The sequence below is a fragment of the Streptomyces sp. NBC_00996 genome (assembly GCF_045162675.1).
Classification (GTDB): Bacteria; Actinomycetota; Actinomycetes; order Streptomycetales; family Streptomycetaceae; genus Streptomyces.
This window is the reverse complement of record NZ_CP108723.1, coordinates 7,758,585-7,773,816: the sequence shown is the minus strand read 5'-3', so window position 1 is coordinate 7,773,816 and position 15,232 is coordinate 7,758,585. Positions and strand designations below refer to the sequence as shown.

General features: G+C 71.6%; 11 protein-coding genes. 4 read left to right on the top strand and 7 right to left on the bottom strand.

What is annotated here, in order from left to right:
• Positions 1-14: 14 nt before the first annotated feature.
• The 4 genes from OG390_RS36425 to recG all read right to left on the bottom strand — a co-directional run bounded on the left by OG390_RS36425 (position 15) and on the right by recG (position 4,625).
• The gene (locus OG390_RS36425) at positions 15-1,085 is read right to left on the bottom strand and encodes a cell division initiation protein (protein ID WP_406173821.1); all 1,071 of its coding nucleotides are present in this window, start codon (positions 1,083-1,085) and stop codon (positions 15-17) included.
• A gap of 99 nt (positions 1,086-1,184) precedes the next feature.
• The gene (gene coaD, locus OG390_RS36420) at positions 1,185-1,664 is read right to left on the bottom strand and encodes a pantetheine-phosphate adenylyltransferase (RefSeq protein ID WP_406178057.1); all 480 of its coding nucleotides are present in this window, start codon (positions 1,662-1,664) and stop codon (positions 1,185-1,187) included.
• 26 nt (positions 1,665-1,690) lie between these two features.
• Complete coding sequence (gene rsmD / locus OG390_RS36415; RefSeq protein WP_406178055.1) at positions 1,691-2,311, bottom strand: 16S rRNA (guanine(966)-N(2))-methyltransferase RsmD; 621 nt, start codon at positions 2,309-2,311, stop codon at positions 1,691-1,693.
• Positions 2,312-2,414: 103 nt separating this feature from the next.
• A complete protein-coding gene (gene recG, locus OG390_RS36410) occupies positions 2,415-4,625 on the bottom strand; it encodes an ATP-dependent DNA helicase RecG (protein ID WP_406173819.1) in 2,211 nt (736 codons plus the stop codon).
• Between the two features lie 167 nt (positions 4,626-4,792).
• Between recG and OG390_RS36405 the strand changes: the two genes are divergently transcribed.
• Together OG390_RS36405 and OG390_RS36400 are read left to right on the top strand one after the other, a co-directional pair.
• A complete protein-coding gene (locus tag OG390_RS36405; RefSeq protein WP_406173818.1) occupies positions 4,793-6,631 on the top strand; it encodes an HSP90 family protein in 1,839 nt (612 codons plus the stop codon).
• A complete protein-coding gene (locus tag OG390_RS36400; RefSeq protein WP_406173816.1) occupies positions 6,628-9,615 on the top strand; it encodes a tetratricopeptide repeat protein in 2,988 nt (995 codons plus the stop codon). Before OG390_RS36405 ends, OG390_RS36400 begins: the two co-directional genes overlap by 4 nt.
• A gap of 259 nt (positions 9,616-9,874) precedes the next feature.
• Here the strand turns inward: OG390_RS36400 and OG390_RS36395 are convergent, their stop codons facing one another.
• The gene (locus OG390_RS36395; RefSeq protein WP_406173814.1) at positions 9,875-11,611 is read right to left on the bottom strand and encodes a DAK2 domain-containing protein; all 1,737 of its coding nucleotides are present in this window, start codon (positions 11,609-11,611) and stop codon (positions 9,875-9,877) included.
• 259 nt (positions 11,612-11,870) lie between these two features.
• Here OG390_RS36395 and rpmB point away from each other — a divergent pair, with 259 nt between their 5' ends.
• Both rpmB and OG390_RS36385 read left to right on the top strand, forming a co-directional pair.
• Positions 11,871-12,056: a 50S ribosomal protein L28 gene (gene rpmB, locus OG390_RS36390; protein WP_003993230.1), complete on the top strand. Its 186-nt coding sequence runs from the start codon at positions 11,871-11,873 to the stop codon at positions 12,054-12,056.
• A gap of 157 nt (positions 12,057-12,213) precedes the next feature.
• Positions 12,214-13,194: a hypothetical protein gene (locus OG390_RS36385; protein WP_406173812.1), complete on the top strand. Its 981-nt coding sequence runs from the start codon at positions 12,214-12,216 to the stop codon at positions 13,192-13,194.
• 160 nt (positions 13,195-13,354) lie between these two features.
• On the opposite strand, the gene thiD is transcribed toward OG390_RS36385, so the two are convergent.
• Both thiD and OG390_RS36375 read right to left on the bottom strand, forming a co-directional pair.
• The gene (thiD, locus tag OG390_RS36380; protein WP_406173810.1) at positions 13,355-14,152 is read right to left on the bottom strand and encodes a bifunctional hydroxymethylpyrimidine kinase/phosphomethylpyrimidine kinase; all 798 of its coding nucleotides are present in this window, start codon (positions 14,150-14,152) and stop codon (positions 13,355-13,357) included.
• Entirely contained in the window at positions 14,149-15,114 is a 966-nt protein-coding gene (locus OG390_RS36375) for a thiamine-phosphate kinase (RefSeq protein WP_406173809.1), read from the bottom strand. The genes thiD and OG390_RS36375 overlap by 4 nt, the downstream gene beginning before the upstream one ends.
• Positions 15,115-15,232 lie beyond the last annotated feature (118 nt).

Genomic DNA, 15,232 nt, shown 5'->3' with positions numbered 1-15,232 from the left:
GCCGAGCCTCGCGCTCAGTGGCCGCCGCGCCCCTGCTCGTAAGCCCGCAGCTGCTCGGCACTGATCATGCCGGTGTCGAAGAGGCTGGTCTCGTCCAGGGCGTGCGCCTGCGAGTCCATCGCGTGCGCCTGCGGCTGGGCGTAGGCCTGCTGCTGGCTCTGGTCGTACGCCTGCTGCTGGTCGTAGCCCTGCTGCTGCGGGTAGGCGGCGTACGGATCGGCCTGCTGGTAGCCGTACGCGTCCTGCTGGGCGTACTGCTGCTGATAGCCGTACGGATCGGCCTGCTGCTGGTACGCGTAGGCGTCCTGCTGCCCATAGGACGGCTGAGCCGGTACCTCGGGCGTCTGAACGGGCTGCTCGGGAGCGTCGGAGAGCTCCGCGAGGCCGGCCAGATAGTCGGCGTCGCTGGTGTGCTGGACAGCAGTCCCGTCGTCCGTGAGGAGCCCCAGGTCGTCGCTGGCGATCCGGCCGTGCAGCTTCTGCCGGCCGCGGCCGACGGCCTCCAGGGTCTTGGCCAGAACGGCCTCGAAGGCACCGAGCTTCACGTCGACGTACTCGTCGGCGTTGCGGCGCAGGGTCTCCGGGTCGTGGCTGCGCTCCGGGGCGTCCTCGTCCTCGTACCCCTGCTCGTCGACGCCGGGACCGGTGCCGAGGAGCTTCTCGCGGCCGCGGCCCACGGAGCCGAGGGTCTTGGTGAGGACGACCTCGAAGTTGGCGAGCTTGGAGTCGACATAGTCGTCGGCCTCCGCGCGGATCTCCTCGGCCTCCTTGCGGGCATCGTCGAGGATGCGGTCGGCCTCGTTCTGGGAACGGCGGGCGACCTCGGTGTCGGAGATCAGGGAGCCGCGCTCGGCGTGCGCCGACTGGATGATCCGCTCGGCCTCCTGACGGGCCTGCTCCACCATTTCCTCGCGGCCGCCGATCAGTTCCTCGGCCTGGGCGAGGGAGCCGGGCAGGGCCTGGCGCACCTCTTCGAGCATCGAGAGCAGCTCGGCGCGGTTGACCACGCACGAGGCCGACATGGGCATGGAACGGGCGCTGCCGACCGTCGACACGATCTCATCGAGCTTCTTCTGCACGTCCACCGTGTGCTCGCCACTCTCTACAGCTGTGATGGAGACGGACGGGTCGACTGTACGACCACTTCTGCCCCGCCCGACACCGGGTGACGGACTGTCAGGGGCTCAGCCGTCGCCGAGTCGCTCCTTGAGTGCCTCGAGGACCACCGGCGGCACCAGGTGGGAGATGTCGCCGCCCCAGGTCGCGACCTCCTTGACCAGCGAGGACGAGAGGAAGCTGTAGGTGGGGCTGGTCGGGATGAACAGCGTTTCGACGCCCGACAGGCCGTTGTTCATCTGGGCCATCTGGAGCTCGTAGTCGAAGTCGCTGACCGCGCGCAGGCCCTTGACGATCGCGGGGATGTCGCGCTGCTTGCAGTAGTCGACGAGCAGGCCGTGGTAGGCCTCGACCTCGACGTTGCCGTACTCGGCGGTGACCTCACGGATCAGCTCGATCCGCTCGTCGACGGTGAACAGGCCCTTCTTCGACTGATTGATCATCACCACGACGTGCACGACGTCGTAGAGCCTGGAGGCGCGGGCGATGATGTCGAGGTGTCCATTGGTGATGGGGTCGAATGACCCCGGACAGACGGCGCGGCGCAACTGTGGTCCCTCGCTCTCCGGTCCGGTCATCGTGCGTCTTCGCACGTAGAGGCGGCGCGACCGTACCAAAACGTCCCCTCGCCGTAACGACGGGCCCGGAGCGCTGCAAAGCCGTCCGGCCACCTGAATTCGCCGCCTCTGGTGCTGCGCTCCACGGTGACGAGGGCTTCGGCCGCTAGCCAGCCCTTCGCCCGGAGTGTGAGCAGAATCTCGCGAAGATCGTCGTCCGAGACGACGTAGGGCGGGTCCAGGAAGACCAGGTCGTACGGGTCCGCCGGCGCCGGTCCCTGGATGATCTGCTCCGCTTTGCCCGACCTGACCTCGGCGCCCGGAAGGCCCAGTGATTTCACGTTCTCGCGGATGACCTTGGCTGCGCGGGCGTCCGCCTCGACGAGCAGGGCGTGTCCGGCGCCGCGGCTGAGCGCCTCCAGACCGACGGCGCCCGAACCGGCGTACAGGTCGAGCACGCGCTCCTCTTCCAGTGGGCCGCCGAGCAGGGACTGCCAGGTGGAGAAGAGGCCCTCGCGCGCCCGGTCGGAGGTGGGCCGGGTGCCGGTGCCCGGCGGGACGGCTAGGCGGCGTCCGCCGGCTGCGCCGGCGATCACGCGGGTCATCTCGGGTCCTTGTTCGAGCGGATGCTTACGGATCCAGTCTGGCAGGCGGGGGTGGGAGGTGCTTCGCGCCGGGGGCGGTCGCGGGTTCGTTCCGGTGGCTCGCGCAGTTCCCCGCGCGCCATCCGGGGCGCTGTGATCACCCCTTGTCCAGGTACTGCTCCCGCTCCTCGTCAAGCAGGGCCTGGAGAGCCGTGCGCAGTCCTGGGAGCCGCTCGAGCTCCGGGTCGGCGGCCACCACCGTCGCGGCCTCCTCGCGGGCCTCGGCGATGATCTCCTCGTCGTCGATGACGGCGAGCATGCGCAGCGAGGAGCGGACGCCGGACTGGGCCTGGCCGAGGACGTCGCCCTCGCGACGCTGTTCCAGGTCGATGCGGGAGAGCTCGAAGCCGTCGAGCGTGGACGCCACCGCGTTCAGCCGCTGGCGGGCCGTGCTGGCCTCGGGCATCTCGCTGACCAGGAGGCAGAGTCCCGCGGCCGAGCCCCGGCCGACCCGGCCGCGCAGCTGGTGGAGCTGGGAGACGCCGAACCGGTCGGCGTCCATGATCACCATTGCTGTGGCATTCGGCACATTCACCCCGACCTCGATGACGGTGGTCGCCACCAGGACGTCGGTCTCGCCCGCGGCGAAGCGGCGCATGACGGCGTCCTTGTCGTCGGGCTGCATGCGGCCGTGCAGGACCTCGACCTTGAGGCCCTGGAGGGGGCCCTTGGTGAGCTGGTCGGCGACATCGAGGACGGCGAGCGGCGGGCGCTTCTCCGCCTCGTCCTCGGGGGACTTCTTCTTGGTCTTCTTGGGGTCGTCCTCCTCGTCTCCGATACGGGGGCAGACCACGTACGCCTGATGGCCGTTGTCCACTTCCTCACGCACGCGCTCCCACGCGCGCGTGAGGAAGTGGGGCTTGTCCGCGGCCGGGACGACATGGCTGGCGATCGGCGAGCGGCCCGCGGGGAGCTGGTCGAGGACAGAGGTCTCCAGGTCGCCGAAGACGGTCATCGCCACGGTGCGCGGGATGGGCGTAGCGGTCATGACCAGCAGGTGCGGGGGCTGCTTGCCCTTGCCGCGCAGGGCGTCGCGCTGCTCGACACCGAAGCGGTGCTGCTCGTCGACCACGACCAGGCCCAGGTCGTGGAACTGCACCTTGTCCTCGATCAGTGCATGCGTGCCGATGACGATCCCGGCCTCGCCGGTGACCAGATCGAGCAGCGCCTGCCTTCGGCCGGCCGCGCCCATGGAGCCGGTGAGCAGCACGACCTTGGTGGAGTGCTCGGCCCCTCCGAGCATGCCGCCCTCGGCCAACTCCCCCATCATTTCCGTGATCGACCGGTGGTGCTGCTGGGCGAGCACCTCGGTGGGGGCGAGCATGGCGGCCTGGCCGCCGGCGTCGACGACGGCGAGCATGGCGCGCAGGGCCACCATCGTCTTGCCGCTACCGACCTCTCCCTGAAGCAGCCGGTGCATCGGATGCTCGGTGGCGAGGTCGTCGAAGATCTCCATGGAGACCTTCTGCTGGCCCTCGGTGAGGGTGAAGGGCAGTTTGGCGTCGAAGGCGCTGAGCAGGCCGTCCGGCTTGGGGGTGCGGGCCACGGCCGGGAGCTGCGCGTCGGCATGGCGGCGGCGGGCCAGGGCCACCTGAAGGACGAAGGCCTCGTCCCACTTCAGGCGGGCACGGGCGTCGTGCACGTCCGCCTTGGTGTGCGGGCGGTGGATCTTCAGGAGGGCCTCGGGGAGGGCGACCAGGCCGCGGCCGTCCCGGAGGGAGTCCGGGAGGGGGTCGACCGCCTCCTGGGCGCTCGGCAGCACCGTCTGCACCGACTTGGCGATCTTCCAGGACTCCAGCTTGGCGGTGGCCGGGTAGATCGGGATGAGCGCGCCCGCCCAGGAGTCGACGGTCTCGGCCGCGTCGTCGCCGCCGCGCAGCAGCTCGTACGCCGGATGAGCCAGCTGGAGGCGGTGGTTGAAGACGGAGACCTTGCCGGAGAACATCGCGCGCGTGCCGGGCAGGAGGTCCTTGTGGGGCTTGTGCACGCCGTTGCCGAAGAAGACCAGTTGGAGGCGGCCGCTGCCGTCCGTGATGGTCACTTCGAGGCGCTGGCCCTTGCCGCGGGGAGCCCTGGACGAGGCGAAGGTGTGCAGGCGCGCGTCGGCGACCTGGGCGACCACCGTCACATGCTCGTCCATGGGCAGGTCGGCGAGGTGGGTGAGCTGCCCGCGCTCCTCGTATCTGCGCGGATAGTGGTGCAGCAGATCGCCGACGGTGTGCAGGCCGAGGTGCTCGGCCATCACCTTCGCGGTGGCGGAACCGAGCACCTTCTTCAGTGGTTCTTCGAGCACGGGCACGAGATCCATTGCACACCACTGCACTGACAATGCCGTATACGTCCCGGAAATCCGCTGGTCAGGCGGGTCGTTCCGGGCCTAGGATGGCGCGCTCCGGCCCTCTTCGCGGTCACCGTCCGCCGGGACCGCCCGACCCCGCGCCGTCGCCCGTCCCTCCAGCCACCGGCGCAGCGACGATGGACTCCCAGACTTCACAGCCATCACAGGCACCCCAGTCACCTCATACGTTCCAGGTCGACCTGCGCGGTTTGGTGGACCTGCTCTCCCATCACCTCTACTCCAGTCCCAAGGTCTATCTGCGCGAGCTGCTGCAGAACGCGGTGGACGCGATCACCGCGCGGCGCGCCGAACAGCCTGACGCGCCGGCCACTGTGCGCCTGTACGCCGAGAACGGAGCCCTGCGAGTGGAGGACTCCGGTGTCGGTCTCACCGAGTCCGACGTGCACAACCTCCTCGCGACCATCGGCCGCAGCTCCAAGCGGAGCGACGGTCTGGAGTCGGCCCGTTCCGACTTCCTCGGGCAGTTCGGCATCGGCCTGCTGGCGTGTTTCGTCGTCGCCGAGCGCATCCGGGTCGTCAGCCGCAGCGCGCGGACGCCCGATGCGGCGCCCGTGCAGTGGACGGCGGCCGACGACGGCTCGTACACCGTGCGCACCCTGCCGCACGAGGCGCGCACCGAACCGGGCACCACCGTGCACCTGGTGGCGCGCGCCGGGGCCGGCGAGTGGCTGAGTGAGGAGCGGGTGCTGTCGCTGGCGCGGGACTTCGGCTCGCTGCTGCCGTACGACGTGCGGGTCGGCGACGAGGTGATCGCGGACCTTCCGGCGCCCTGGGACCGTCCCTGGCCGAGCCCCGCCACCCGCAGGGTGGCCCTGGCCCGGCACTGCCACGACCTGTTCGGTTTCACGCCGCTGGACTCGATCGACCTGGACGTGCCGCTCGCCGGGATCCGGGGCGTGGCGTACGTCCTGCCGTCCGCGGTCAGCCCGGCCCAGCGTGCCGGCCACCGCGTGCACCTGAAGGGCATGCTGCTCACCGAGCGGGCCGAACAGCTGCTGCCCGACTGGGCGTTCTTCGTGCGCTGCGTCCTGGACACGGACAGCCTGCGGCCCACCGCGTCACGGGAGTCGCTGTACGAGGACGAGACGCTCGCGGCCGTACGGGAGGCACTGGGCGAACGGATCCGCACCTGGCTGACCGGGCTCGCGGCGGGCGATCCGGAGCGACTGGCCGCCTTCCTGTCGGTCCACTACCTGGGCGTGAAGTCCCTTGCGCGGCACGACAAGGAAATGCTGCGCACGATGCTGCCGTGGCTGCCCTTCGAGACGACCGACGGGCGGCTGTCCCTGGAGGAGTTCGCGCAGCGGCACCCCGTAGTGCACTTCACGCGGACCGTGGAGGAGTACCGGCAGGTCGCGCCGATCGCCTCCGCACAGGGCATCGGGGTGATCAACGGCGGCTACACGTACGACAGCGAGCTGATCGAGGCACTGCCGTCCGTGCGCCCCGGGACGGCAGTGTCGGAGCTCGACGCCGACACCGTGACGGCCCACCTGGACGCGGTCGACCCGGCCGAGGAGCTGGCCCTGTCGGCCTTCCTGGCGGCCGCGCGGGCCAGACTCGACCCCCTGGGCTGCGATGTGGCCCTGCGCGCCTTCCACCCGCTGTCGGTCCCGGCGCTGCACCTGGACGACCGGGCGGCCCGCCACGAGCAGGCCCGCGCGGAGGCCGAGGAGCAGGCCGACGACCTCTGGGCAGGCATCCTCGGCTCGCTGCGCGGCAGCGCCCCACGCGCGCGCCTGGTGCTCAACCACCTCAACCCACTGATCCGGAGGATCAGTTCACTCGGCGACCCGGAGCTGATAGGCACCGCCACGGAGTCCCTCTACGGGCAGGCCCTGCTGATGGCCCAGCGCCCGCTGCGGCCCGCGGACTCCGCGCTCCTCAACCGCGCGTTCATCGGCCTCCTGGAGTGGGCCACGCACACCGACCCCGGGAAGGACGACCGCCGATGAGCAGCCAGGCCATGGACTTCGACACCCTGCGCCAGGCGATGGCGGACAACTACGAGCAGCCGGAGGGCCCCGCCCGCAACGCGCGCGCGGAGCAGCTGCTCGTCGAGGCCGAGAAACTGAACATCCCGCTCGCCGTGATCGAAGCGCTCGGACACCAGCTGAAGGTCTACAACTACAGCTCCGAGAAGGACAAGATGTTCGTCCCCTTCGCGCGCCTGCTGCGCATGTGGGACGAGCGCCCCGAGGACTTCGACGAGTACGAGATCCACTCCCTGCACTGGGTCTTCAAGTGGATGTCCGCCGGAATGCTCGACCAGCCGCACGTTCCGCTCGCCTCCATAGAGAAGTGGCTCGGCGAGATGGAGCACCGCTACCGGCTGGCCGGCCACTCCGAACGGGCCGTACGCGGCGCCGAGTTCAGCGTCGCGGCGCACCTGGGCGACCTGGAGCGCGCCGAGCGGGCCTACGCCGCCTGGCTGGCCGCCGACCGGGACAACATGGCCGACTGCCACGCGTGCGAGCTGCACAGCCAGGGCTGGTGGCGCGCGGAGCGCGACGCGGACGCGGAGGCGCTGGAGCTGTGGCGCCCGGTCCTGGAGGGCGAGTACACCTGCGCCCACGAGCCGCACACGGTCCTCGCCTCCTCCCTGCTCCCCCTGCTACGGCTGGGACGCGTCGACGAGGCGCGCGCCCATCACCTGCGGGGCTTCCGGCTGGTGCGCGCCATGGAGAGCATGCGCGGCGCGTACGCGGACCATGTGGAGTTCTGCGCGCTGTCCGGCAACGAGGCGCGCGCCCTGGAGCTGCTCGCGGAGCGGCCGGCGTATTTCACGGACTCCGGGGACCCGCGCAGCAAGCTGGACTTCATGGCGGTGGTGGCCCTCCTGATGGACCGGCTGACGTCCCTCGGGCTCGGCGAGCAGACGGTGCCCGGACCTGCCGGACGGGCGTGGACCGCGGGTGAACTCGCCGTCCACGCGCGCGGGGAGGCACTTTCGCTGGCGGCGCGCTTCGACGCGCGCAACGGCACCCCGTACGTCAGTGAGCGTGCCCGTGCGCGGATGGATCAGCCACCGCTCGTGGACCGGCTGCCACTGGGCGTGCGCTCCACACGCCCCGCGCGTATCCCCGTACCGGCGCCGCCCACGAGCACCGTCACACGACCGGCCGCCGAGCCGGACCTGTCCGCGCTGCTCGCCGAGGCCCGGCGGCTCTCGGCCCTGCGGAGCCCCGACGCCGTCGAGGCGTGGGCCACGGTCTCGCGGGCCGCCGAGGGTCACGAGCTGGATGTCCGCGACCGCGCGGAGATGGCCGATCACGCGGCGATGGGCCGCGGTCCCGAGGGCATCGAACTCTTCCACCGCGCGGCCGAGTTGTACGCCGCGGCGGGCGACCCCGGCGAGGCGCTCGCCGCCCGCGCCCGCGCCGCGTACGTCCACGCCCTGTCCGGCGCCACCCAAGAGGCGCTGACGGCCGTCTCAGAGCCGTACGAGAAGGTGCTCGCCCTCTTCGCGGAGGGCGGGACGGGGGTGTCCCAGACAGCGTCCGTGCTGGTGGGACGGGCGCGGACATTGATGCACCGCCTGGATGAAGCCGGGGATGAAGTCGAGGCCAGGGGCGTTGTGGTGACCGACGCCGAGGAGGCCGCGCGGGAGTTGCTGGCCCTTGCCGAGCCGCATGTCGCGGACGACGTGGTGGTGGCCTCGCGCGCGGCGGAGGCGCAGGCGATGCTCGGGGAGCTCGCGGCGCGGTCCGGGGACGTCGGGGCGGCCACGGAGCTGCTCTCGCGGGCCGTGCGGACGTTCGTGGCGGCCGGGCTGCCGTGGTTCGCCGTCGAGTACGACTCCCGGCTCGCCGGGATCGCCCTGCACCTCGGCGACACGGAGGGCGCGGAGCGGGCGGCACGCGCGGCGCTGGACCACGGAGGGACGTACCTGGAGCCCATGGGCCAGGCCCAGCTGCACCTGCAGCTCGCCGAGATCCTCGGTACCACGGGGCAGGTCCGGTCCGCCGCGGAGCACGCCCTGGAGTCCGCCCACTGGGCCGACGAGGCGGGCGAGGCCGGCACGCTCGGCGCCTGGGCCCGGCACCAGCTCGGTGGTTTCCTGCTCCGTCAAGGGCGCTGGGCGGAGGCCGCCGAGGTGCTGGAGTCGGCGCTGCCCGATCTGACCGCCGAGATGCACGGCGACGGAGCGATCGTGCAGACGCGGTGGTGGCTCGGCGACTGTCTCACCGAGCTCGGCGAACACCGCGAGGCCGCCGAACACTGGCTGCGGGCCGCCGACATCGCCCGGCACTGGTCCGAACAGCGCGACCACGCGATGCTCGCGCATCTCGCCGCCGAGGCGCTCGGGCACGCCGGGCTGACCGCCGAGGCGGACCAGGCGTACGCCCGAGCGGGTGACCTCTGGCGCGCCCTCGGCAACGTCCACGGGCTCGTCCGGTCGCTGCGGGCGCGTGCGTGGGCCGCGGCTCGTACGGATGCGGGGCTCGACGGCGCGCGGGAGTTGATGTCTCTGGCCGTGAGGGAGTGCGAGTCGGCGGTCGAGGGGGCGTCCGTCGCCCCTGGTTCGCCGTCCGGCTCGACGCCCCGCTCGTCGGAGGACGAGGACGAGGATGCGAGTCGACGTCTCGTCGCCGAACTCGGCCACAGCCACCGCCAGTTCGGGGACCTTGTGGCCCGGTCCGTGCCCGAGGACGCGGAAGAGGCCGTCGGCCAGGAAGCGTTCGAGGAGGCCTTGGCCCACATCACTCAGGCGATCTCGGTGTTCGGCTCCCTCGGGGCCGATGCGCTTGATGCCCGGACCGGTGCCGAACTGGCCGCCGGGTGGCTGGAGTCCGACCTTCGGCGTCCCACCGCGGCCGGGGCACGCGCGCGTGCGGTGCTTTCCGCTTACGCGGGAGTGGACGGGGAGACCGCGGAGGCGCGGCGCGCCGAGGCGGAGAACTTGCTGGGGCCGGCGGGAGCACAGGAGGAGCAGTGAGGTGACGGGTCCGGCGTGGTGGATTGGGGCGGATGTGGTGAGTTGGGGCCGGTGTGGCGGGTTTTAGCGGGTTTTCGCCCTGCCGCCGCTCCCCCTTCCCACAGCTTGGGGATTCCGCCCCCATGCCTCTGATCGGCCTCGACGGCCTCGTCCTCACACGCCGGACGGGCTGATCCTGCCGACCGGGGCCGGAAAACCTCGGCCCGTCCGGAGTTCGAGGAGCGGGGGTCCGGGGGCCGAGCCCCCAGGTACCGGGCCGCTACTCAACCCCGATCAACAACAACGCCCCCTGCCGCCCGCCCCGGTACACCACCGTGTCCACCGCCAAGTACGACTCCCGCACGCGGGATTCGAGATGCGCGGCGATGGCGTCGGGCGCCTCGTCGCCGAGGACGAGGGTGACCATTTCGCCGCCGGCGGCAAGCATGCGGTCGAGGACGGTTTCGGCGGTGCCGGTGATGTCGGAGCCGATCACGGCGACATCGCCGTCGATGAGGCCGAGGACGTCGCCGGCCTGGCAGATACCGGCCATGGTCCAGGACTGCCGCTCGGCGACGGCGACCTCGGCGTAGCGCGTGGCCCCGGCCGCCGAGGTCATGGCGACGACGTCCTCGTCGAAGCGACGCTCCGGCTCGTGCACGGCGAGCGCGGCGATGCCCTGCACGGCGGACCGGGTCGGGATCAGCGCGACCCTGACGCCCTCCGCGCGGGCCTGTTCGGCAGCCGCGGCAGCCGTGTGGCGCAGGTCCGCGTCATTCGGCAGGAGCACCACCTCGCGCGCGTGGGCCCGCCGTACGGCCTCGACGAGCTCCCCGCTGGCGGGCGGCTCCCCGGGCCGCGCGAGCACGGTGGTGGCCCCGGCCTCCGTGTACAGCCCGGCCAGACCCTCACCGGGCACGACGGCCACAACGGCGCGTTGTGCCCGCTCCCGGGGCGGCCGCCCGGCCGCGCCGGCGGTGTGGACGTCCCCGAGCCCGAAGTGCGTGATCCTGATCCGGTACGGTCGCCCGGCCTCGACGCCCGCCTCTACGGCGGCGCCCGCGTCGTCCACGTGCACATGGACGTTCCACAGCCCGTCACCGCCGACCACGACGAGGGAGTCCCCCAGGACGTCGAGCCGGTCCCGCAACCGGGCCACGGCCGCGTCCTCCGCCTCCAGCAGGTAGATCACCTCGAAGGCGGGCCCCTCTTCCTCCGGTGGCCCGTCCGCACACACCTCGGGATGCGCATCGGCGACATCGGTCACGGACTCGACCACACGCACGTGGACCTCCACAGGGACCATGAGCGCCCCCGGCGCGTCCCCCGTGAACGTCTCCACCAGCGCCGCCAGCACGGCCACCAGCCCCTGGCCGCCCGCGTCGACCACACCGGCGCGTTCCAGGACGGCCAGCTGCCCGGGGGTCGCCGCGAGTGCCGCCCGTGCCCCCTCGTACGCCGCGCGCGCGACCGTTCCGCAGTCGCCCTCGGCGCCGGTGACCGCGTCGGCGGCGGCCGAGGCGACGGTGAGGACCGTTCCCTCGACGGGGTGCGCGACGGCCTGGCGCGCGGAGTCTGCGGCTTGCCGCAGGGCGAGCCGCAGGCCCTGGCCGTCGGTGTGAGCGGCCTCACTGTCGGCGGCGAGCACCTGTGCCATGCCGCGCAGCAGCTGCGCGAGGATGGTCCCGGAGTTGCCGCGGGCCCCGAGCAGCGCCCCGTGCGCCATCGCCCGTACGGCGTCGGCGAGGGTGGGCAGCCCTGCCCCCGCGGATGCCGCGTGATGGCCCGCAACGGCCTCGCTCGGTCCGGCGACGGCCTCGTAGCCCGCGAAGACCGCCTCGACCGCCGCGGCAGCCGACTCCACTGTCAGATACAGATTCGTCCCGGTGTCCCCGTCTGCCACCGGGTAGACATTGATCGCGTCGATCTCCTCGCGCGCCCGTCCCAGCGCCTCCAGCGCGAGCCCGCACCAGGTGCGCACCGCGAGAGCATCCAATGTCTGCGGCACCTGCGGCACCTGCGCCTCCTTGAGCTGCTGGACGTGGGACGCAGCGTAGACCCAGGACGGGTTACTGCCGGTAGGCGGCCTGGAGGAGGGCCGGAGCGGAGCCCGGGGCAGCCATGGTAGTTTCGTTCTCCGGACGCAGTCGTTGTATGCTGCTCCAGTTGCCCGATCCGATCGGGCCTTCCTCCTGGCACCGCCACTCAGATCCTAGATCTTGATCCCGGCATGCCGGGATCAACCGTAAGTGCATCTGAAGTCTTTGGAGTGACCCGTGGCTGCCAACTGCGACGTCTGCGGCAAGGGGCCGGGCTTCGGCAACAACATCTCGCACTCGCACCGCCGTACGTCCCGTCGCTGGAACCCCAACATCCAGCGCGTCCGTACCGTGGTCGGCGGGACGCCGAAGCGCGTGAACGCTTGCACCTCGTGCATCAAGGCCGGCAAGGTCTCGCGCTGACAACCGCTAGCGCGCGGCCACTGCTGGTTCGCTTGCACTGAGCCGGTCCACCTAACGGTGGACCGGTTTTTTGCTGCCCGGATTCTTACCGGTTCACTTCTGCCCGGTTCATTTCTGCCCCAGGTTCTCGGCTGTCCCGGGTTCGCTTCTGCCCCTCATGGCCGCGCTCTCCTGGTTCTGGCGGCTGCGCGGCCTGCACGGCGATCAGGTGCCGCTCGCCCGCGAGCTGCCGGCGGCCGTGGACGACGCTCCCCCGGAGGGCCTCACGGAGGAGTACGTCCTCTGCCTGATCAACACGATCTCGGGCGGTGCCGATGACGACGACCCCGCCGCCCGGGAACACCTGGACCGCGCGGCCGTACTGCTCGGCTCCCTGCACCACCAGCTGTGCCTGCCGTTCATTGCCGACGGACTGCACTCCCTCACCCGCCGGCTGGCCTTCGGGGACGAGTCGCGTTATCTGCGCTTCCTCGACCACTACGTGGCGGGGTTCGGCGTCCCCGACGAGCTCGGACCGGACCGCACGGCACGCCTCTACAGCGAGCCGGGACGGGCGATCGCCGTCGGCAACTACGACGGCGACCCGGACCGGGCGGCCGCACTGCTCGTCTTCCGGTCCGAGAAGCTGGAGTTCGACCGGCGTGACGTCGCCGCTCAGAAGCGGATCCTGGCCGAGCGGTTCGCCGGGATGGGCTGGGAGACGCCGATGGTCCTCAAGGCCCTGGAGCGGGCCGACGACCTGTACTTCGACGCGATCGCCCAGATCCATGTCGACCGGCTCACCAAGGGCCGTGTGGCGCTGCTCGGCGACGCCGGGTACGGCGCCACCATGGGCGGCATGGGCACCGGTGTCGCGATCGTCGGGGCGTACGTCCTGGCCGGGGAGCCGGCCCTCGCGGGCGGCGACCACCGGACCGCGTTCGCCGAGTACGAGACGCGAATCCGGGACTTCGCCAAGGGCTGCCAGAAGATCTCCGGCAACGCGGGCCCGTTCTTCGCCCCGCCGACCGAGCGGCGGATCCGCAGCCGCGACCGGATGTACCGGATCCTCAGCTCCCGCCCCCTGGCCCGCTTCTTCAAGAAGCTCACGGAGAAGGCGGCCACCGATGTCAAGCTGCGGGAGTACCCGCGCCCGTGAACGCTCGCGCAAGCCTTTACGCACACGCTTACACGCGCCCCCCACACACAAAGCGCTCCGTGACACACCTGTACGCAAAGCGCTCCCTGACTCACCCCGTACGCAAAGCGCACTCTGACGCACCCGATGCGCAAGCACATACGCACCCGCACAAAAACGGCTACGCGCCGGCCCTGAACCGCCACCCATGATCGACCGGCCCGATCCCGCCACCCAGCGCGAACCCGGCCGCGATCGCCCCGGTGACGTACTCCTTGGCCGCAGCCACCGCCTCCGGCACGGTCTGCCCCTTCGCCAGCCCGGAAGCAATCGCTGACGCCAGGGTGCAGCCCGTGCCGTGCGTGTGCCGGTTGTCGTGGCGCGGGGCCCGCAGCCAGTGCTCCTCGGAGCCGTCGGTCAGCAGGTCCACGGCGTCGCCGGGCAGATGGCCGCCCTTGATCAGGACCCACTTCGGCCCGTACGACAGCACGGCCGCCGCGGCTCGCCCGAGGTCCGCCTCCGACTCGACCCGTACGCCTGTGAGTTGGGCCACCTCGTCGAGGTTCGGCGTCGCGACGGTCGCGACCGGCAGCAGCTTGGTGCGGACGGAGTCGAGGGCCGACTCGGCGAGCAGCGAGTCCCCGTGCTTGGAGATGCCGACCGGGTCGACGACGGCCGGCGCGTCCGTGGTCGCGATCAACTCGGCGACGGTCTCGACGAGTTCGGCCGAGGCGAGCATGCCGGTCTTGACCGCCTGGACGCCGATGTCGTCGACGACGCATCGGTACTGGGCGCGCACAGCGTCCACCGGCAGCTCCCAAGCGCCCTGTACGCCCAGGGAGTTCTGCGCGGTGACGGCGGTGATCACGCTCATGCCGTGCACCCCGAGCGCGAGCATCGTCTTCAGGTCGGCCTGGATCCCGGCCCCGCCACCGGAGTCGGAACCCGCGACCGTCAGAACCCTGGGCGGCGCGCTCACGACTCGATGTCCCCGAAGTGATCCCAGCCGCCCTTGCTCGTCCAGGGCGCCCCGTCCACCGTGACCTGCGGCAGCGCCGACGGGTTGAGCACCTCGCCGATCACCTTCCAGCGGGCGGGCAGTTTCACGTCGGGCGGGAAAGTCGCGACGATCGCGTGGTCCTCGCCGCCGGTGAGCACCCACTGGAGGGGGTCGACGCCGACGGCCTGCCCGATGTCGTTCATCTGGGAGGGGACGTCGATGTCGCCGGAGCGGACGTCGATGCGCACCTTGCTGGCCTCGGCGATGTGCCCGAGGTCGGCGATCAGCCCGTCGCTGACGTCCGTCATCGAGGTCGCGCCGAGCCCGGCCGCCGCGGGACCCGCGTGATACGGCGGTTCGGGACGCCGGTGGGCCTCGACGAAGGCGCGCGGCGAGCGGAAACCCCGCGAGAGCACCGCGTACCCGGCCGCCGACCAGCCCAGCCAGCCCGTCACCGCGACGACGTCACCGGGCTGGGCCCCGGCCCGGGTGACCGGCTCGTGGTTGCGCAGATCGCCGAGCGCGGTGATCGCGACGGTGATCGTGTCACCGCGTACGACATCGCCGCCGACCACGGCCGCGCCCGCGACCTGGCATTCGTCGCGCAGCCCGTCCATCAGCTCGGAGGGCCAGGTGGCCGGGAGTTCGGCCGGGACGACCAGGCCGAGCAGCAGCGCGGTCGGTACGGCGCCCATCGCGGCGATGTCCGCGAGGTTCTGCGCGGCCGCCTTGCGCCCCACGTCGTACGCCGTGGACCAGTCGCGGCGGAAGTGCCGTCCCTCCAGGAGGATGTCGGTGCTCGCCACGACCCTGCGGTCCGGCGCGGCCACCACCGCGGCGTCGTCGCCGGGGCCGACCCGGACCGCCGGGGTGGTGGTGAGACGCGAGGTGAGCTCTCGGATGAGCCCGAACTCCCCCAACTCGCCCACGGTGCCCTTCATGATCGTAGTGCTCCCTCTGTCGCTACCCGTGCCCGGTCGCGAGCCGTCTCCGTACTCGGTACGGTCGAGTTGACCGTCAACTTGTGCAGTCCATGCACCCCGGCGCGCAAGCCCCAGC

Excerpts from the sequence above, each read along its gene's own strand:
- OG390_RS36400 (WP_406173816.1), top strand. The coding sequence starts at position 6,628 with ATGAGCAGCCAGGCCATGGACTTCGACACCCTGCGCCAGGCGATGGCG.
- OG390_RS36385 (WP_406173812.1), top strand. The coding sequence starts at position 12,214 with ATGGCCGCGCTCTCCTGGTTCTGGCGGCTGCGCGGCCTGCACGGCGAT.
- OG390_RS36375 (WP_406173809.1), bottom strand. The coding sequence starts at position 15,114 with ATGAAGGGCACCGTGGGCGAGTTGGGGGAGTTCGGGCTCATCCGAGAG.
- OG390_RS36405 (WP_406173818.1), top strand. The coding sequence starts at position 4,793 with ATGGACTCCCAGACTTCACAGCCATCACAGGCACCCCAGTCACCTCAT.
- recG (WP_406173819.1), bottom strand. The coding sequence starts at position 4,625 with ATGGATCTCGTGCCCGTGCTCGAAGAACCACTGAAGAAGGTGCTCGGT.